General features: G+C 31.0%; 17 protein-coding genes and 1 pseudogene. 14 read left to right on the top strand and 4 right to left on the bottom strand.

Annotation, left to right across the window (positions count from 1 at the left end):
* Position 1: 1 nt before the first annotated feature.
* Genes tatC through CHB67_RS00825 form a run of 4 tightly spaced genes read left to right on the top strand, consistent with a single transcriptional unit; the run spans position 2 to position 2,899 of the window.
* A complete protein-coding gene (gene tatC / locus CHB67_RS00840; RefSeq protein WP_089379843.1) occupies positions 2-820 on the top strand; it encodes a twin-arginine translocase subunit TatC in 819 nt (272 codons plus the stop codon).
* Entirely contained in the window at positions 813-1,166 is a 354-nt protein-coding gene (locus tag CHB67_RS00835) for a carboxymuconolactone decarboxylase family protein (protein WP_089379842.1), read from the top strand. The genes tatC and CHB67_RS00835 overlap by 8 nt, the downstream gene beginning before the upstream one ends.
* 58 nt (positions 1,167-1,224) lie before the next feature.
* A complete protein-coding gene (gene lptB / locus CHB67_RS00830; RefSeq protein ID WP_089379841.1) occupies positions 1,225-1,959 on the top strand; it encodes an LPS export ABC transporter ATP-binding protein in 735 nt (244 codons plus the stop codon).
* A gap of 25 nt (positions 1,960-1,984) precedes the next feature.
* Complete coding sequence (locus tag CHB67_RS00825; RefSeq protein WP_089379840.1) at positions 1,985-2,899, top strand: glutaminase; 915 nt, start codon at positions 1,985-1,987, stop codon at positions 2,897-2,899.
* A 57-nt stretch (positions 2,900-2,956) separates the two neighbouring features.
* Here the strand turns inward: CHB67_RS00825 and CHB67_RS00820 are convergent, their stop codons facing one another.
* A complete protein-coding gene (locus CHB67_RS00820; protein WP_089379839.1) occupies positions 2,957-3,724 on the bottom strand; it encodes a CDP-alcohol phosphatidyltransferase family protein in 768 nt (255 codons plus the stop codon).
* Between the two features lie 78 nt (positions 3,725-3,802).
* On the opposite strand from CHB67_RS00820, the gene CHB67_RS00815 reads away from it, so the two are divergent.
* Genes CHB67_RS00815 through CHB67_RS00805 form a run of 3 tightly spaced genes read left to right on the top strand, consistent with a single transcriptional unit; the run spans position 3,803 to position 7,068 of the window.
* Complete coding sequence (locus tag CHB67_RS00815; RefSeq protein ID WP_089379838.1) at positions 3,803-4,771, top strand: YheT family hydrolase; 969 nt, start codon at positions 3,803-3,805, stop codon at positions 4,769-4,771.
* 55 nt (positions 4,772-4,826) lie between these two features.
* Positions 4,827-5,894: a putative type IX sorting system protein PorV2 gene (locus CHB67_RS00810; RefSeq protein WP_449405331.1), complete on the top strand. Its 1,068-nt coding sequence runs from the start codon at positions 4,827-4,829 to the stop codon at positions 5,892-5,894.
* Positions 5,878-7,068 (top strand): lipoprotein N-acyltransferase Lnb domain-containing protein, encoded by a 1,191-nt coding sequence (locus CHB67_RS00805; protein ID WP_089379836.1) that lies wholly within the window; start codon positions 5,878-5,880, stop codon positions 7,066-7,068. The genes CHB67_RS00810 and CHB67_RS00805 overlap by 17 nt, the downstream gene beginning before the upstream one ends.
* A gap of 97 nt (positions 7,069-7,165) precedes the next feature.
* Here CHB67_RS00805 and CHB67_RS17510 read toward each other — a convergent pair.
* The 3 genes and pseudogenes from CHB67_RS17510 to CHB67_RS00800 all read right to left on the bottom strand — a co-directional run.
* Positions 7,166-7,483 (bottom strand): annotated as a pseudogene (locus CHB67_RS17510) (IS3-like element ISLbl1 family transposase); the annotation flags it as partial.
* A 505-nt stretch (positions 7,484-7,988) separates the two neighbouring features.
* Positions 7,989-8,126 (bottom strand): hypothetical protein, encoded by a 138-nt coding sequence (locus CHB67_RS17085; protein ID WP_176461179.1) that lies wholly within the window; start codon positions 8,124-8,126, stop codon positions 7,989-7,991.
* The gene (locus CHB67_RS00800) at positions 8,113-8,397 is read right to left on the bottom strand and encodes a hypothetical protein (RefSeq protein WP_089379835.1); all 285 of its coding nucleotides are present in this window, start codon (positions 8,395-8,397) and stop codon (positions 8,113-8,115) included. The genes CHB67_RS17085 and CHB67_RS00800 overlap by 14 nt, the downstream gene beginning before the upstream one ends.
* Positions 8,398-9,185: 788 nt before the next feature.
* Here CHB67_RS00800 and CHB67_RS00795 point away from each other — a divergent pair.
* From CHB67_RS00795 to CHB67_RS00765, 7 genes are all read left to right on the top strand, one after another.
* Complete coding sequence (locus CHB67_RS00795; RefSeq protein WP_089379834.1) at positions 9,186-12,278, top strand: SusC/RagA family TonB-linked outer membrane protein; 3,093 nt, start codon at positions 9,186-9,188, stop codon at positions 12,276-12,278.
* Positions 12,279-12,295: 17 nt separating this feature from the next.
* A complete protein-coding gene (locus tag CHB67_RS00790; RefSeq protein ID WP_089379833.1) occupies positions 12,296-14,080 on the top strand; it encodes a RagB/SusD family nutrient uptake outer membrane protein in 1,785 nt (594 codons plus the stop codon).
* 66 nt (positions 14,081-14,146) lie between these two features.
* Positions 14,147-15,715, top strand: coding sequence for a hypothetical protein (locus CHB67_RS00785; RefSeq protein WP_089379832.1), 1,569 nt, complete (start codon positions 14,147-14,149; stop codon positions 15,713-15,715).
* A 174-nt stretch (positions 15,716-15,889) separates the two neighbouring features.
* Complete coding sequence (locus tag CHB67_RS00780; RefSeq protein WP_089379831.1) at positions 15,890-16,669, top strand: T9SS type A sorting domain-containing protein; 780 nt, start codon at positions 15,890-15,892, stop codon at positions 16,667-16,669.
* A gap of 3 nt (positions 16,670-16,672) precedes the next feature.
* Positions 16,673-17,077, top strand: coding sequence for a hypothetical protein (locus CHB67_RS00775; protein ID WP_089379830.1), 405 nt, complete (start codon positions 16,673-16,675; stop codon positions 17,075-17,077).
* A 150-nt stretch (positions 17,078-17,227) separates the two neighbouring features.
* Positions 17,228-18,904, top strand: a complete 1,677-nt coding sequence (locus CHB67_RS00770) for a sulfatase family protein (RefSeq protein WP_089379829.1) — start codon at positions 17,228-17,230, stop codon at positions 18,902-18,904.
* A 99-nt stretch (positions 18,905-19,003) separates the two neighbouring features.
* The gene (locus CHB67_RS00765; RefSeq protein ID WP_089379828.1) at positions 19,004-20,629 is read left to right on the top strand and encodes a DUF5060 domain-containing protein; all 1,626 of its coding nucleotides are present in this window, start codon (positions 19,004-19,006) and stop codon (positions 20,627-20,629) included.
* The last annotated feature ends 115 nt before the right edge of the window (positions 20,630-20,744 follow it).

Below are 20,744 nucleotides of genomic sequence, written 5' to 3'. Positions count from 1 at the left end.
GATGGCTAAAGAACAAAATGAAATGTCTTTTTTAGACCATGTTGAAGAATTAAGGTGGCATTTAGTTCGATCTACAGGTGTCATACTATTATTTTCTATCATTGCATTTTTAATGAAGAATCTTATTTTTAATGTAATCCTTTTTGCGCCTAAAAGTGCCGATTTTGTAACCTATAGATTCTTTTGTAAAGTCTCCCGTTTTTTTGGAACTGAAGGTTTGTGTATAGAAGATTTGCCTTTTACATTTCAAAGTTTGGCAATGGCCGAACAGTTTAGCGTACATATTTGGACTTCTATAACTGCTGGTTTTATATTAGCATTTCCGTTTGTTATTTGGGAATTTTGGAAGTTTTTAAGCCCTGGATTGTATGAAAATGAACGAAAAGGAGCCAAAACATTTATTGTAATCTCTTCTTTTTTGTTTTTTATAGGGGTATTATTTGGTTATTATGTAGTTACACCATTATCTGTAAATTTCCTTGGAAACTATTCTATTAGTGATTTAGTTGAACGTAATATTAAAATTGGATCGTATATTTCATTGGTTCGTTCTTCTGTTTTAGCATCAGGGTTGATCTTTGAATTGCCTATTATTATGTTTTTCTTAACTAAAATGGGGTTAATTACTCCAGATTTTTTAAAAAAATACAGAAAACATGCGCTAGTAATAGTACTAATTTTAGCGGCTATTATAACACCGCCAGATATTATTAGTCAAGTAATTGTAGCCATACCAATCTTAATTTTGTACGAAGTAAGTATTTTTATCTCCAAAATTGTGATAAAACGAGAACTTAAAGCAGCCCAAGAAAATGCCTAATCAAGTAGAAGAATTTAATGAGTATCGTCAAAAAATGAACGATAAGATTTTATCAGAAGATCATAAAGTCATCAAAAGAATATTTAATTTAGATACCAATGCCTACAAAGCAGGTAGTTTAGATGTAAAAACAAAAGAATTATTAGGTCTGGTTTCTTCAGCCGTTTTACGCTGCGATGATTGTATAAAATACCATTTAGAAACCTGCTTTAATGAAGGTATTACAAAAGAAGAAATGATGGAAACATTATCAATTGCTACCTTAGTTGGTGGTACTATCGTAGTTCCTCATTTGCGAAGAGCTTATGAATTTTGGGAAGCATTAGAATTAAATGCACAAAAATAAAATTCATAACAAACTAATAGCCTAATCCATTTACATTCAACACAAACAACAACTAAAAATGATATTAAGAGCTGAAAATATAAAGAAAAAATACGGAAGTAGATACGTTGTAAAAGGTATTTCACTGCAAGTTGAACAAGGTCAAATTGTTGGCTTGTTAGGTCCTAATGGAGCTGGTAAAACTACCTCTTTTTATATGATTGTTGGCATGATTAAACCCAACGAGGGTCAAATTTATTTAGATGATAAGCCCATTACTAATTTCCCAATGTACAAAAGAGCACAACAAGGTGTTGGTTATTTAGCACAAGAAGCTTCTGTTTTTAGAAAACTTTCTGTGGAAGACAATATTATGTCAGTATTGCAATTTACCGACCTTTCAAAAGCCGATCAAAAACGAAAATTAGAATCGTTAATTGATGAATTTAGTTTAGGTCATGTACGTACCAATAGAGGTGATTTATTATCTGGAGGTGAACGTAGAAGAACTGAAATAGCACGTGCATTAGCATCAGATCCTAAATTTATTTTATTAGATGAACCTTTTGCTGGAGTTGACCCAATTGCGGTTGAAGACATACAAAGCATTGTAGCACATTTAAAAGATAAAAATATTGGAATTCTAATCACCGATCATAATGTACAAGAAACTTTAGCCATAACCGATAAAACATATTTAATGTTTGAAGGTGGTATTTTAAAAGAAGGTACACCACAAGAATTGGCTGAAGATGAAACTGTTAGACGTGTATATTTAGGTAAAGATTTTGAATTAAAAACACGAAAGTTTTAAGAATAAAAACCCTTTTTAATTTATCATGGAATATCAAAAGTTATTTATTAAAATTAATAATGGCCTACAAGAATTTCATGATTTAGGACAAGTAGCTGATTATATTCCAGAATTAGGCAAAGTAAATCCCAATAAATTTGGAGTCCATTTAACAACAGTTGATAAACAGCACTTTGGTTTTGGCGATGCTAATGAAAAGTTTTCTATTCAAAGTATATCAAAAGTATTAGCGTTAACATTGGCCTATACCTTGGAAGATGAAAATTTATTTAAACGTGTAGGTGTTGAACCTTCTGGTACGCCATTCAATTCTTTATTTCAACTAGAAGCAGATAACGGAATTCCTAGAAATCCATTTATAAATGCCGGGGCAATAGTTATTTCTGACGTATTGGTTAGTCATTTAAAAAACCCGAAAGAAGATTTTATACAGTTTGTACAGCAAGTAGCTGAAAATTCAGAAATTTCATTTTGTGAAAGAATTGTAGCTTCTGAAAAATCATGTGGTTTCCGTAATATGGCACTCGCTAATTTAATGAAATCCTTCGGAAATATAAAAAATGATATTGATGAAGTGATGGATTTTTACTTCAATTTATGTTCTATTGAAATGACTTGCCAAGAACTTTCTAAAACATTTTTATTTTTAGCAAATCATGGGGTTTGTCCGTTTACCAATACTATAATATTAACTCCGAGTAAAACAAAACGAATCAATTCAATTATGCAATCTTGTGGATTTTATGATGAAGCTGGCGAGTTTTCGTTCAAAGTAGGATTACCAGGTAAAAGTGGTGTTGGCGGTGGTATTGTTGCTATTCACCCAGAAAAATATAGCATTGCTGTTTGGAGTCCAAAACTAAATAAAAAAGGAAATTCTAACAAAGGAATTGAATTCTTAGAACGTTTTACTTCAGAAACAAAAATTTCTATCTTTTAGATTGTTATTTCTTAGCTTATTTAAACTTAACAGGTTTTTAAAAACTGTTAGGTTTGTTTATTCGTTTATACTTTTCTTCCTTGTAATTAAAGACAACAACACATACAAAACAATTACCAACGGAATTGCAATGTATTGAAAAAGAACTACTAACAACAAGGTACTCAAAACAAAAATATATTTTATAACATTATTTCTCCAACTATAATCCTTAAATTTTAAGGAAAATAAAGGAATTTCTGCATTCATAAAATAACACAATACCAAGGTTAGCAACACTAAAAACCAAGTGCTTTCAATTAAATAAAGTGCCAACTCATTATTGGTATATAGCTGAATTAAAGGTAGAGACAATACTACTAAAGCTGCTGCAGGTGTTGGTAAGCCAATAAAAGAACTTGTTTGACGTTCATCAATATTAAATTTTGCCAAACGGTAAGCTGCTGCCAACGTAATTAACAAGCCAATAATTGCTGTTAAATAAACAATGCTTAAATATTCTTTCAGTGGTAAATCTGAAATACTTTGCCCTTTAATCGTCCATTCGGTATTACTTACTGAAGCTAAAATTAGTTGAAACATCACAATTCCTGGCACTACTCCACTTGTAACTACATCGGCTAAAGAGTCTAACTGTTTTCCTAATTCGCCTTGCACTTTTAATAAACGTGCTGCAAAACCATCAAAAAAGTCGAAAAATATACCTAAAAACACAAACAGAGCAGCAACTACTAACTGCTCTTTAACTGCAAAAAATACAGCAATAGTTCCTGATAATAAATTCAATAATGTTAATATATTTGGTACGTGTTTTTTAAAAGTCATCTGTAAATAATTTCAGTAAATTTAATAAACTATTTTTTAGGAAGAATTAATTATCTGTAATTTTAAACAAAAAAAGTAATGCCTTTAATTTCTTCAACATATAAACCCCCGTTTATATTTAAAAACACACATATTAATACGGTTTATAAGACCCTTTTTTTTAAAGATGAAGTACCATATATTAGAAAACGTATTGAAACTCCCGATCAAGATTTTTTAGACCTTGATTTTTCTTTAGTTCCGTCTAATACTTTAGTCATTGCAATGCATGGACTAGAAGGCAGTTCCAATTCAAAATATATACTTTCACTTGTAAATCATCTAAATAACCATAACATTGCTTGTGTTGCAGTAAATTTTAGAGGTTGTAGCGGAGAAAACAACAAGTATTTACATTCGTATCATAGCGGAAAAACCGATGATGTTTCAACCATCAACAATTATATATTAAGCAATTATAGTTATAAGAATATTGTATTGGTTGGTTACAGCATGGGAGCTAACATCGTCCTTAAATATTTAGGTGAAACAACAACTATTCCTTCGGAAATTAAAGGAGGCATTGCTATTTCAGCCCCTTGTGATTTAGAAGGTTCTTCAAATGCTTTGTCTAAATGGGAAAACACCATTTATATGCAACGTTTTCTAAAGACTTTGAAAAAAAAATCTATAGAAAAAATAAAACTATTTCCAGAAAGCACCTTAAATAAACAAGCTATTTTAGGTGCTAAAAACTTTGCAGACTTTGATGGTGCAGTTACCGCCCCTTTATTTGGTTTTAAAAGCGCCAAGGATTATTGGACACAAAGTAGTTCAAACAGCTTTTTACCAAGTATAAAATTACCCACATTAATCATAAACGCCTTAGATGATACTTTTTTATCTGAAAATTGTTTCCCGTTTGAATCTTCAAAACAGCATAAATTCTTAACCTTGGAAACTCCTAAATACGGAGGACACGTTGGTTTTAATACTTCAACACCTTCAAAAGACATCTTATGGAGCGAAAATCGTATAAGAAGTTTTATACAACATATTATTTCTTAAAATGAAGCGTTTACCTTATAAAGTTTTTTTACTTTCGCCTTTTAATTACAATACTTTGAAAAAAAGTTTATTATTCATACTGCTCATTTCTTTTCAACTTGGCTATAGCCAAACTACACGAAAATATTCAAATGAATTTTTAAATATTGGTGTAGATGCTGCCGCATTTGGAATGAGTAAATCTGTTGTAGCAACTAGCAGAGATGTGAATTCAACGTACTGGAATCCTGCAGGTTTAACAGCAGTAACCGATTATCAAGGAGCTTTAATGCATGCTGAATATTTTGCTGGTATTGGAAAATATGATTATGCTGCTTTTGCGATGCCTATAGACAGGCAAAGTGCTTTAGGAATTTCGTTAATTCGTTTTGGCGTTGATGATATTTTAGATACCACCAACTTAATTGATAGTGAAGGAAATATAGATTACAACCGAATTAATTTGTTTTCTGCAGCCGATTATGCCTTAAATTTTGCCTACGCTAGAAGTTTATTGCTACAAGGATTAGATATTGGTTTTAACGTAAAAGTTATTCGAAGAATTATTGGAGATTTTGCTTCGTCTTGGGGATTTGGATTAGATGCTGCGCTACAATTTGAAAGAAATAATTGGAAATTTGGCTTAATGTTACGCGACATTACAACCACATTTAATACTTGGAGTTTTAATGAAGATAAGTTTACAGCTATTTATGATGCCATTCCCGGTGAAAATCAGGAATTGCCTGAAAGTACAGAATTAACATTGCCTAAAATGCAATTTGGAGTGGCAAGAAAATTTGAATTGAATAGAGATTTTAGCTTGCTTACGGAACTTGATTTGAATTTTAGATTTGCGCCAACTAACGACATTATTTCTAGTAGTTTTGTGAGTATAGATCCTTCTTTTGGCTTTCAAGCAGATTATATGAACTTGGTATTTTTAAGAGCTGGAATAGGAAATTTTCAAAACGAACTACAATTTGACAATCATAAAGAAGTAACCTTACAACCAAATTTTGGAGTAGGATTTCGCTACAAAGGTATTCAAATAGATTATGCCTTAACAAATATAGCTAGCATTGGAAATGCACTGTATTCCAATGTTTTTTCACTTAAATTAGATTTTGATTATTTCAGATAATATGAGGCATTATTTCTATATTTTTTGCTTGGTAATTTTTAGTTGTTTTCAATTAAATGCTCAACAACAATTAACTGAGAAAGCAAGTATTAGTGTAGTAACTTGTGGACCGGGAGCTGAATTATACACTGCTTTTGGTCATAGTGCATTTCGTGTTTTTGATCCTACATTAGGAATCGATAAAATATACAATTACGGTACTTTTGACTTTAATGCACCTAATTTCTACGGAAATTTTGCCAAAGGAAATCTTACTTATTTTTTATCTACAGCCGATTTTGTTCGTTTTTTACGTATGTATCAATATGAAAATCGTTGGGTAAAATTGCAATTATTGAATTTATCTTCGGAAGAAGTGCAGGCCATATATGAATTTTTGGAAGAAAATGCGAAAGTTGAAAACAGAAACTATCAGTACGATTTCTTCTACGACAATTGTTCAACAAAAATTGAAGCTGTAATTCAAACGGTTTTAAACGATAAAGTCCATTTTTCGAACAATCACATCACCACCCATAAATCGCATCGAGATTTAATCAACGATTATACAAAACAGTTCAAATGGGGGAAATTCGGTATCGATTTGGCTTTAGGTGCTGTAATTGATGATGAAGCAGCAAAAAACGATTATAAATTTTTACCTGATTATATTTTTAAAGCCTTTGAAAAAGCAACCATTCAAAAAGGAGCAACTATGGAGCCTTTGGTTGCTAAAGAAATTTCAATTTTAGAAGAAAAACCTATTGAAAAAAAGACAGAAATTCTTACACCTCTAAATTTAATTCTACTCATAAGTTTAGGTATTATTTTTATCACCTATAAAAATCAGCAACAACAAAAACGTTCTAAGTTGCTGGATGTTGGGCTGTTTTTATTTACAGGGATCATAGGTGTAACTGTTTTATTATTATGGTTTGCAACTACACATACTGCTACTTATCAAAACCTTAATTTTTTATGGGCTTTTGCCCCTAACTTAATAGTCGCTTTTTACTTACTTAAAACAAAGCCTCCAACATGGATATGTTATTATTTCATTTTATTATTGCTCTTATTACTAATAATGGTTGTTTGCTGGCTATTAAAGATTCAGGTGTTTAACTACGCTTTATCTCCTTTAATTGTTGCGTTAGCTATTCGATATGTTTATTTGATTAAAAGTTTGAAATACTAAGTCTTTAACAAATTTAACGTCAACCTGAGGTTTTCTCAACCAACTTTCATTCTAGTGAAAACAGGAATCTAATATTGTGGACAATTAATTGTGAGCTTTAAGCAGCTACATTTTGATTATATATTACTATTTTAAATTCATTAATTGTTTTATACCCTATTGAGTGTATCCATTTTTAATTATACCAAGTTTCAATTCAAGAAAAGATAGCTAATTTAGCTTGTGATTTATAATTATACTTGTGTTTATAAACCCATTCCTTTTTTAATCTTTTAAGGAAGAATTCTACAACAGCTATATCTCTACAATTCCACTTTCTACTCATAGATTGTATCACTAAACCTTTGTTTTTTATGAGATCTGTAAAGAGACAACTAGCATATTGAACGCCTCTATCTGAATAAAAAATGAGTTCTTCGCTAATTGCATTGGATTTAACAGCTATATTCCGGAATTAAAATTAATAGCCTTGCACCAGCTAGCTCTATCGCTAAAAGAGTTCACTGAACTCTTTCTTCACGCTCAGTCCTGCTTCGCGCACGTAATTTTTTCGGAAGAGAAAGAAAAAAGATAGCAGCAGGCTAGGTTGTGTGGCAAATTTTGTCAATTTTCCGGGAAAAATACTACCTGTGTTTTTATTAAAAATTGGAAACGAATAGTTGCGAGGTGGAGATCTTTTTCAAAACCCGTAGGGCTTGACCTTGATTACATAAGTTTGGCTGGCGCGGGGAATAACCCAAATTTGCAAACTTTTTTATTATTAACTATAAACAACTAATGATGGAAAACCCTTTTGAAATTATCATTGAAAAAATTACTACTATTGAAACGAGATTAGAAACAATAGAAAGACATCTAAATTATTCAGAGGAAAAATAACATTATTCTGAAATTATGAGTTTAAAATAACTTTGTGATTATCATGATTTTACTAAAATTTCTGTACCACCTGCTCCTGCTCCTGCTCCGCGTAACACAAAATTACTTCGCTCTGTAAAAAGAATATTGCTCAGAATTAATTTTCCTGCTGGCAATTGAAGTATTCTATTTCCTGGCATTTTTTTTAGTAGCTTCTAACGCTTTTAACAATGCTTTTGAATCATCTAAACCATCATTTGCAACCACTCCAAAATCTGTTGCTAAAACAATTTTATCAAAACTATTTGGAAGTTCAACTTCTCCATTATGATAACCTGCATAGCTAAAGTCAGGTAAATAATTATTTTCTGTAATTTTTTTATCAGTTAATATTTTAGGTACTTCTTGTGCTGCAACTACAAATATTTGACAAATAAATAAGACATTAAAAAATAACGATCGTTTAGACATTTTTACAGAGCTTAATATTCATGAGTTTTTGTTACTGATAAAATTACTAATTAACTACCTCTTAAGTTCCCTAAGTTAGGGTGCCTAATTATACAATTTAATCAAAAAAATCAATAGGACTGACAAAATAACTTGTTTAAATAACCAAAATGCTCAACGGGTTATATATATTATTTTTCTCTTTTATCACTAAAGAAAATAAAAGTTAATTTACTGTATTCTTTTATTTATTCACAAAAAGTACTTATTAACCAATCTTAGAAAATACTATTTAATAACTTTAAATTCCTCTTCACCTCTTCCAGCCATTTTTTATAATTAATTTTCTTTGGAATTTATCTTTTTTTTTCAAATAATAAAATCTTCCAAATTAGTATTCTAATTAGCGTGGTATACATCAATCTAAATAGTAATTATTATTCATCCAAATTAAGATTGTTTTTCAGCATTAAATTTAATCAAATAACAAGTTTAAAGTACAACCATAAATATTGATTAATTTTATATATTAGCACCATAAGTATTCAGTAATAAAAAAATGAATATTTACCTATTTATTTTAAAGTATCATTAAATTACGCTCTTAAAAAACTTACTTCACCAAGTATTATTACTTATAAGTAATTGAAAACTAACAACTACATCATATTTTAAAAAAATATTATTCATCATGATTTATTAACAAAAATTTAAGGTTTAATCCATATGTTTTATTTTAAAAATCATTTGTCACGCCATAAACTATAAAAAATATGAACATTTGTATCATAAACTTAAAACATAATAATATGAAATTCAATTTACTTGTTAATTGGAAAATCAAAGCTTATTTATTAACCTGTGTGTTATTAATAAGTTTTAGTTCAATTCAAGCACAAACAAGTACTGTAAAAGGTACTGTTACTGGTGAAGGAGAAGCTTTACCAGGTGTAACTGTTCTTGTTAAAGGATCATCGAATGGAACGGTTACTGATTTTGATGGAAACTTTGAAATTACTGCGAAACCTAAAGATGTACTTATATTCAGCTACATAGGGTTTGAAGCTAAAGAAGTTTCTTTGAACGGAAAAACAACCATTAATGTAGCTTTAACATCTGATGTTGCTGCTTTAGATGAAGTTGTAGTAATTGGGTATGGTACCCAAAAGAAAAAGGAAGTAACAGGTGCAGTTGTTCAAATTTCATCTGAAACAATTAGCCAAGTTGCAACACAAGATTTAGGAACGGCTTTACAAGGTCAAATTGCTGGGGTAAATGTTGTTGCTAGTTCTGGTGCTCCTGGTTCTGAATCTAATATTACAATTCGTGGTTTAAGCTCAATTTCAGGTTCTAGTCAACCATTATATGTAGTGGATGGAATTCCTTTTGATAGCGACCCTAAATTAAGTATGAATGAAATTGAAACTATTGATGTATTAAAAGATGCCGCATCTGCTGCTATTTATGGTACACGTGGTTCTGGTGGGGTAATTTTAATTACAACCAAACAAGGTAAAATGGGACAAATGAAGATTTCTGTTGATGGATATTATGGAATCCAAAGCATTACTTCTGGTACCGATTTAGTAAATGTTGAAGAAGATTTATATGTACAATTTTTAAGTAAAGCAACGCTTAATGGTACTACTTATGGAAATTCTTGGACTCCTATTGAGTATAACACATTGCAATTAACTAACAATTCAGATTTAAGACCTATTGTAGAAAATGACAATGCTCCTATTCAAAATTACAGTTTAAGTGTTTCGGGTGGTAAAGATGGTCTTTCTTACAATGTAGTTGGAAACTTTTTCAGTCAAGATGGTATGATTACTAATTCTGGTTATGACCGTTTTAACGTACGGGCTAATACTCAGTTCACAAAAGGTAAATGGAAAATTAATACTGGAATGGGCTTTAGAATTGAACAGCAAGAATATGCTGCTTGGAACCTTATATTAGATGCGTATAAATTTCACCCTTACCAAAATGAAATTGATCCAGATCAAGAAACAATTCAAACTTCAGGGCCTGGTGGAAGTAATAGCGCTCAAAATAGAAGTAATTTAGCACAAAAATTTCAACAAACCGATGTTAGAGATGGTGACCAATTTAATGCAAACATAAATGCATCTTATAAAATTACTAAAAACTTAACATTTACTACAAGAGCAGCCTTACAATATGGAAATAACACACGTGTAAGAATAAATCCATTATTTAAGGCGTATGATGATGAAGGTGATCTTATACCTTCTAATGTAAGGTCAGGAGTATATAACTACAGTGATAGATCTACAAAAACTACTTGGGATAACTCACTTGATTATAAGCAACAGTTTGGTGATCATCAACTAAAAGTTTTATTATTGTATTCTTCTGAAAAATATACATTCACTTCATTTTTTGCTCAAAAATTTGACTTAGTAAGTAATGATGTTACTGTATTAAACGGAGCCACTTTAGACCCAAATGCCGGTTCAGGAAAAGGATGGGGACAAGACAAAACAACTTCATTAATTGGTATGTTAGGTCGTGTACAATATGATTATAAAGGTAAATACTTATTAAGTGCTAGTATTCGTAGAGATGGTTCTTCAAGATTTTCTAAAGCTAACAGGTGGGGTATATTTCCTTCTGCTTCTGCTGGGTGGAATGTATCAGATGAAAACTTTTGGGAACCAATTAAAAATACCGTTAGTTCATTAAAATTAAGAGCTTCTTACGGTACAACTGGTAACCAAGGATTCCTTGATTATAGTAACGCACCTACAATTACAATAGCTCAAAATTATATTTTTGGACCTGAAGGGAGTGATAATTTAGCCCTTGGAGCTACACAAACTGGTTATGCGAACCCAGATGTAAAATGGGAAACTTCAAAATCAACAAACTTTGGTTTCGACTTTGGTTTCTTAAAAAATAGTTTAACATTATCTGGAGATTTTTATAATACAAAGAAAGAAGATATGTTATTCCCATTGTTGTTACCTCCTACTACAGGTGCTGGTCAAAACGCTACTGTTGTATTAAATGTTGGTGATATGGAAAACGTAGGTTATGAATTTGCTGTAAATTACCGTCATAAAGGTAATTTCTCATGGAATGTTGGAGCTACCTTTACACACAACGAAAATACAATTACTAAAATGAGTGGTTCTAATAAAATAGCTTATTTAGATAATAGTACTGTAGTTGCAGGTGTACCTAATGAAGATTTAGTGTCTGCAATTGCCGAAGGATATACTGCTGGAACATTTTTCTTAGTACCTACAGATGGTATTATAAAAACCCAAGAACAATTAGATGAGTACAAAAACATAGTACCTACAGCTAATTTAGGTGATTTAAGATATGTTGATGGGAATAATGACGGAACAATTGATAATGACGATAGAATTGCAATGGGTAACGGTACTCCTGATTTTGAAGCTGGATTTAATTTCTCTGCTGATTATAAAAATTTCGATTTTTATATGCAATGGTATACTTCACAGGGTGCTGAAATTTTGAATGGTAACAAAGCTTTCACTTATAAATATGGAACTAATAAAGATTTAGTTTACCAATGGTCTCCTCAAAACCCAGATTCAAACATCCCTACTAATAGAGGTCGTGACCACGAAAACTATAGAGGATACACAGATCATTGGGTTGAAGATGGTTCTTTTGTAAGATTACGTAATGTAAATTTAGGATATACAATACCTAACGACAAGTTAGAAAAAGCCAAGATTTCTAAATTACGTGTATATATTGGAGCTCAAAACCCTTTAACTTTCACAAAATACACAGGGTTTGATCCTGAGGTTGGTAATAATGGTTTAAGCACTAAAGGTATAGATAAAGGAACTTATCCTGTAAGCTCTCAATATAGAATTGGTGTTCAATTAGACTTTTAATCAAAAACATTAAAACAATGAAAAAAATAATGAATAGCAAATTTGCAATTATATTGATAATAGCTTTATCATTTATTGCTTGTAGCAAGGAGTTCCTCGAAGAGGTGAATCCGAACCAAATTTCAACTGACAGTTTTTGGAAAACAGTTGATGATTTAAACGCTGGTCAAAATGCCGTATATAATGCTTTTAAAGACGGTAATATAATGCGTGTAAGTGATGAGTATAATAGAACTGATTTAACATACCCAGGATGGGGACGACCTAACACAAGTAATGTATATTGGTTACAAACATTTAATGATGCATCTGATGCTCCAAATGCCAAGTGGCAAGCTCTATATAAAGGAATATTTAGAGCTAACCAAGTAATTGAAGCCTGTGATAAATTAATGGGTACTTTCGCAACTGAGCAAGAAGAAGATAGTGCACTAATAATATTAGCACAAGCTAAATTTTTTAGAGGTTTATTTTACTTCTATTTATACAATGGTTTTAATCAAGGTTCAGTACCTATTTTAGATTTTGTACCAACTTCTGAAGCTAATTTTTACCAACCAGTTAGTGCTCCTGAAGATGTTAAAAACTTTTATTTAACTGATTTAGAATTTGCAAAAGAAAACCTTCCTACAGAGTGGACAAATCCTTCTGATTTAGGTAGAGTTACTGTAGGTGCTGCAACAGCTGTAATTGGTAAAAGTTATTTGTATGAAGGAGATTACGCAACTGCAAAAACATATTTCAAAAGTGTAATTGATGATTTTGGATATGTGTTAGCACCAAATATTGGTAGTAACTTTACAACAATGGATGAATTAAATTCAGAATCTATTCTTGAAATTAACTATTCACTAACTTATAATGCAGAACTTAATCCTTATGCAGGTGAACAAACTTCAAGTACTAATAACTTTGCTTTTAGCCCAGTAGGTGGATGGAGATCTTGTTACCCTTCATGTTGGTTAATTATGGAGTATAAAAATGAAACGCTTGATTATTCTGACCCAATAAATACTGTTACTGAAGAGGATGGTACTGAAAGGTTTAGAGATTATTCATTAAGAGCTTCATACTCTATTGCATTAGTTGATGATAGAGATTTACCTTATTACGGGTTAACAACAGCCCAAGCAACTGCTTTTAATAATAAGGAAACAGCATATTACAGAAAATATACTAACTGGGATATTGCAGAGAATGAAAAAGATATTTCTCAAGCAGTTCCAAGATCAGGTGTAAACGTAAGAGTTATTCGTTTAGCAGATGTACTTTTAATGTATGCTGAATGTTTAATTGAAGGTGGAGCAAATGATAGTGGTGTTGATGAAGCTCTTGATGCAATCAATCAAGTTAGAAGACGTTCTGCTGTTAGATTATTAGGCTTAACCGGAACAGGGCAATACCCTGCTAACGATCACGATGATATTGTTTATACTGCACAAAGCTTAATGGAACATTTAATGTATGTTGAAAGACCTTTAGAATTAGCTGCTGAAGGAAATTCAATTCGTGGTATTGATATGAGAAGATGGGGAATTACAAAACAACGTTTTGAAGAATTATCAACAAGAGAATATTTTGCAAATGATTATCCTTTTATTACAGTTGATGGAAAAGAATCTACAAGATGGGGATCTTCATTAGAAAATTATTTTGACGGAGCACTTGATTATAAAGGTAATCCTGCTGTAGTTCAACCTGATTTTAAGGAATTTTTACAATCATCTCAAAATTATATTGAATCTGAACACGCATATTGGCCAATACCAAATAGCGAAGTTGTAGCAAATCCAAATTTGTAAAACAAGTTAAATTGTATTGACAATTTATTAGAAAAGTAATTTTGTAAAAAATATAAAAATATAAAAATGAAAAAAATAATAATTTTAATGGCTTTCGTACTAACCGCAGTCTTTGTTGGGTGTGAGGATGATTACGAAACCCCTAATTCGTTTTCAGATGTAGGATGGTATACCAGTGCTCTACGTGATACTGATTTTAAATTAAATATTAATAATTTTATGTCGTTCTCGGATCTTTCCCAAGGAGCAATTGACCATACTTGGACAATTGGAGATGGAAGTTTCTTTTTAGAGGGACCTATTGAAAGAACAGATTCAATATTTGAGAATTTTATTATTGAGCCTGCATTATTTGAATCTTCAGATCCAACAGTGCATATATTATTTAAACAATCTGGTTTGAACACCGTTAATCTTTACAATACATTTAAAGATTCTGTAACTTTTAAAGGGGTTAGTGGACAAGAAGAAGTGGTTTTTCCTTCTAAAAAAGTGGGTGATAAATGGGTGATAGATACTACTTTTGTAGTAGATGTGTATGATACCATTGTACCAACTATTATTGTGAAACAAAATGGAGCAGTAATATCTCACGAAAATGAATCTGATGTGATTTTTGTTGAAGCTGGTGATAATTTAGAGTTTATTGATGCTACTGCTATTGGAAGACCTAACACTCGTTTATGGAATGTTGGTGGTTCTACAGCAACTGACTCAGTTTCTACAATTGTGTTTAAAAAATTAGGTACATGGAAAGGATCATTTACAGCAAGTAGAACTGGTGAAGATGTTCCAGGAGACTATGAAAAATACAATATTCCTGCAACTTTTGAAGTAATTCCTTCAAGCAAACCTTTTGAACTGTATGGTAATGTTATGGAATTGGAAAATCAAACAATTCACATTCCTTTTAACGGTGAGTTTGTAGATTTCACAGCTCAAGAAAGCTTTTTTACTGTCATGGTTAATGGAGCTGAATTTGCAATTGCTACTGTTACTTTAAATGAAGATGATGCTACTATCCTTGATTTAAAATTACAAGATCCTATTTACAGAGAAGATGTTATAACTATTTCATTAGCTGATGGTTCTGATTTAGAGTCAACTGATACTAGGAAACCTGTTGCATTTACAGATGCCCCTGTATCAATGTTCCAACATGAATTAATTACTTTTGATTTTGAAACGGGTGGTTCAAACTGGACTGCACATGTTGCCAACAAACCAAGTACTAGTATTTACATTTCAGAAGAACAAGCTGTTAGTGGTACCAAAAGCTTAAAAGTTGAATCAACAGAAGCAGGAAACTGGTCGGCTTTTGAAAACCCAATAGACCAATATTCTTTAAGAACTGGGCAAGTAATTCAATACGAAATGAAAGTTTATAAAGCTTCAGGTGCAGCTCTAAACTTTTTAGCCCCTTGGGTTTCTCAATTACCAGGAACAACTATTACACAATTTTGGGATAACCAAATTAAAGCTGTCCCATTTGATACTTGGACTACCATAAGATTCAATAAAAAATGGACTTCAAATAAAACTGGAGATGACTTTTTTGTGTACATAAGACACAATGGTGTAGGAACACTTTACTTTGATGATCTTCGTATTATTGAAGTGGATGACCGTCCATAACTATATTCTTAAAAAATAGTATTAAAAGCCCATTTGAAATTCAAATGGGCTTTTTTTTAACACATATTATTTTTTGAAATAAAACCATACAGTCTATTCTAAAAACCATTTATTACCTTTTAAAGATACATTTCTCTTTAATTTAGCAATAAATTAACTTTAAAACTTTTTACTATGATTAAAAAATTACTTTTTACAGTTGCATTGTTTGTAACTACAATGTCATTTGGGCAATTAACAATTGATTTTGAGGAAACTGCTCCAGTTTACACTATTGGTCATCAAGGTGCAGCAAACACCTCAGCCACTATAGAATCTAACCCTTCTGGAACTACAGGAAATGATACTGGTGCTAATGTGTTAAAATATACAATTAATAGTAATATTGGTTTTTGGGCATATCCTTTTATTGATTTAAAAACAGGAGGAACTCAAGTGAATACTACATTAGGGAAATTTTTTAATTTAAAATTTATTTCTCCTATTGAAAATGGATCAATTTACTTTTACCCTTGGATTAGTGGAAAAAAACAACCTGCCATAATTGCTAATTTCACTGGAGCTTCAGCAACAACATGGCAAACCATTGAATTTGATTGCACATCTTCAATAGAGGGCTATCTTTCTAGAATGGACTTTGAATTTCATACTGGAACAGAATTAATAGCTGGTGATGTTTATTACATTGATGATATTGCACAAACAACAGCATCAACATTAGGAGTTAAAAACTATGAGCTTCTTAAAATAGGAATCTATCCAAATCCTACTACAAATACCTTAACTATTCAAGACAAAGATCAAGAAATTAAATCTGTTCGTATTTTTGATGTTACTGGAAAACAAGTATTAAAAGTCGAAAACAAAACAACTGTTGATGTCTCTACGTTAACTAAAGGTGTATATTTAATAAAAACAGATAATGGCAAACTAGCCAAATTTATAAAAGAGTAAATTATGAAAAAACTAATTTTAATAGCAACAGTATTAATTACAGCTGTAACATTTGCACAAAAAGCAACAATAACTAAATACCCAACAGAGCCTATAAAAATAGGAACCGTAGTTGAACTTGAAGGAGATTATGATGCTGGAGAGAACCAAACTGTTGGGGAAAAAGGTATTGCATTCGTTTTAAGAGTTTTCAATACTAAAACAAAAAAGTTTGTTTGGAAGGCTAGTGAAAGTGACGAAACCACAAAAGGAATTAACAAAGGTAGTTCTTCAGCTAGTTTTAAAATTACAAAAAAGATAGCTCCTTCTTCTGAACTTAAAAAAGATGAAGAATATCGAATTGTTATGACCTTTAAAAATTCTGACAATAAATGGATTTCAAACTGGAAAACAGTTACTATAATTTAATAGTTTTATAAATTCTTAAGAAAAGAGTCTGTAAGTATTACAGGCTCTTTTTGTTTTTTTAAACGAATCCTTCCATTAAAAAAAACATATGTTATAGTATATTCGGTTAGCTATCTATACTTTTATACATCACAATTCAACACTTTAAAAATGACACGTAATTTTCTACTTGTACTTATTGTTATCATATCAATATCCTGTACAAAAAACAAAAAAAAACCAGAAGTTAAAAAGCCCAATATTATTTACATAATGTCTGATGACCATACCACACAAGGTTTTGGTATTTACGGAAGCAGATTGGCAAGTCTTAACCCAACTCCTACTTTAGACAAAATAGCAAATGAAGGAATTATTTTTGATAACTGTTTTGTAAACAATGCTATTTGTACACCTAGTAGAGCAGCCATCTTAACTGGTCAGCACAGTCAGGCAAATGGGGTTTTAGATTTAGAAGGCGTGTTAAAACCTAAAAACCAATATTTACCTATTGAAATGAAAAAAATGGGTTATCAAACAGCTATTGTTGGAAAATGGCATTTACATGACCAACCTAATTTTGATTATTACAATGTTTTTACACATCACGGAGGTCAAGGTTCTTATTTTGATCCTTGGCTTACAGAAACTGGTATGCATTACGCACAAGCTAACGAAAAAGAATACGAAGGAAAACAATACAAAGGCTATAGTTCAGATATTGTTACAGATATCACATTAGATTGGTTAGACAAAAAACGTGATCCAAATAAACCATTCATATTATTTCACCAATTTAAAGCGCCACATGATAATTTTGAATTTGCACCTCGTTATAAAGATTACTTAGAAGATGTTTACATTCCTGAACCTGCTAGTTTATATTACAACGGAAACAATGGTTCTATTGCAACTCGTGGAGAAAACGACTCTTTAATTAGAGAAATTGGCTCTTCAGTTTCAAGAAGAAATAGCATAAGACATATGGGGGAAGTAATGTGGAGTGACACCTATATGAAAAATTCGAATCCAGATTTTGACCCTAAAACAAAATCAATGGCATTGTTAGACGATCGTCAATACACGCATGAAACTTATCAAGAATATCTAAAACGTTATTTACGTTGCGTAAAAGGTGTTGATGATAATGTAGCTCGCTTAGTTCAATATCTAAAAGAAAATGACTTGTATGACAATACGATTATTGTTTACACAGGTGATCAAGGCTTTATGCTTGGAGAACACGATTATATTGATAAAAGATGGATGTATGAAGAAGCGCTAAGAATGCCTTTCTTTGTGCGTTACCCAGAAAAAATTAAACCTGGAACACGAACCAATGCAATTATAAACAATACAGACTTTGCCCCTACGTTAATTGAAATGGCAGGTGGTACTCCTCCAGAACAAATGCAAGGTCACAGTTTTAAACATATTTTAGAAACTGGACAAGAGCCAGAAGGTTGGCAACAATCAACTTATTACCGTTATTGGATGCATATGGCTCATAAACATGCAAATCCTGCTCATTTTGGAATAAGAACAAAAGAATACAAACTTATATTTTTCTACGGTAAATATTGGGTTGACACAAAAGATCCTAACGCAACATGGAACAAAAATAGCTGGGGTAACAAATTTGAAATGGATACACCTGTGGCTTGGGAGTTTTACGACTTAACAAAAGATCCTAAAGAAATGAATAATGCATATAATGACCCACAGTATAAAGATATTATTGCAAACTTAAAAGAGCAATTAATTGCAAAACGTAAAGAACTAAATGAAGAAGATGGCGATAAATTTCCACATATTCAAAAAGTGATAAATGAACACTGGAACGATTAATATTTGGTTTTATAAAAACACCTAGTAAAATAACACTGCTAGGTGTTTTTCATTATAATCATTAACTTTTTATTCTATTTAAAACCAATTCAATAAGTCATGAAAATTATAAAATCTATTTTAATTGTAACTTTAAGTCTACTGGTAACTTCAATTTCTCAAGCTCAAATAATAAAAAATTCATACAAAAACAATAAAACATATGAAGCTGAAAAATGGGAAGTATTAGATATTTCAATTTCAACAAATGCAGGTATTAAATCTCCTTACACCACAAATTTTGGAGCACACTTTATTCATGAAAATGGTACTAAACAAGAAGTTCCTGGATTTTACAATGGAAAAAATGAATGGATTATTCGTTTTTCAAGTTCATTAGAAGGAAAATGGACTTTTGATACTTTTTCCGAATCAAAAAAATTAATAGGTAAAAAGGGAACAGTTATCATTTCAAAAAACAAAGAAAATAACCACGGAAGCATTGTAATTAATAAAGACAATCCTCAACACTTTTATTATGAAGATGGAACTCCATATTTTTTATTAGCGTTTGAATGTGATTGGTTATATGCTTTAGATTATCACAATGAAAAATCACTTCCTAAAACCGAACATTTTTTAGATTTATTAGATAAAAATGGATTCAATCAAATTGTAATGAATGTTTTTTCATATGATGTAAGTTGGGATAAAGATGAAAAGTTAAAAGAACACCCAGAACATGAATATGGGAGTCCTGAAGCTATTTTTCCTTTTTTAGGAAATAATGAAAACCCTGATTATTCAGCTTTAAATCCAGAATTTTTCAAAAGATTTGATAGAACTATTAGCTTAATGCACGACAAACGAATTGTTTCGCATTTAATGATTTACGTTTGGAACAAATTAGTTGCTTGGCCTGATATGAATTCTGAAGCTGATAATATGTATTTTGACTATGTTGTAAAGCGCTATCAAGCCTTTCCAAACATTGTGTGGGACATTTCAAAAGAAGCCTTATTTTATGGCAGAGCCGATGAAGCTTATATAAATAATAGAATTGAAAGAGTTAGAAAAGAAGATCATTTTAAACGACTACTTTCTGTTCACGATTTTGGCTATTGCAAAAGAAATCCTGAAAAAGTTGATTTTATTTCAACACAAAATTGGGTACATAACATTTACAATAAAATGTTAGATGACCATGAAAATTTTAAAGACAAACCTGTTTTTAATATAGAACATGGTGGCTATGAAGAATCGCCATATGTAGTATTTCCTGGTTCATATACCAATGCTGAAGTTTGTTTACGTAGAAATTATATGTGCCTATTTGCAGGTGTCTACACCACTTATTATTGGCAAGGTTCATCTTGGAATGTTGTAATTTACAATCCGTTTGAACAACCTGAAGACTTTATAAAACCAAAATTTGAATACTTTAAACATATGAAAAGTTTGTTTGACAAATTTGATTTTTCAAAAATGAAACCAACTCATTGGAAAAATTCTGCAGGCTATAATTTAACAGATGACGAAAACACTATATTACTCTATTTTCCTAAAGAAGTAGTAGCCATGAATTGTTGGTTTTTAAATCCAAAACATGGAGAAAGAACCATACAATGGTTCAACACTTTAACAGGTGAATACTCAGAAGAAAAAGATATAAAAAAAGGACAAAAATACATATCTCCCTGGAATACAAAGGCTGACGCCATATTAATTTCCAAATTAAAAAAATAAAAAACAGTTACTTTTAATCATTTAATGCATTTTTAAAAACATATGTTTAACGCTAAATAGTATTTTATATCGAATTTAGCACCTAGATAATTAAGAGCATCACTCAAAAAAATTT

This window comes from Lutibacter agarilyticus, from assembly GCF_900188235.1.
In the GTDB taxonomy this organism is placed as follows: domain Bacteria; phylum Bacteroidota; class Bacteroidia; order Flavobacteriales; family Flavobacteriaceae; genus Lutibacter; species Lutibacter agarilyticus.
Note: the sequence above shows the minus strand (reverse complement) of the source record. Positions and strands in the feature narration are given on the sequence as shown.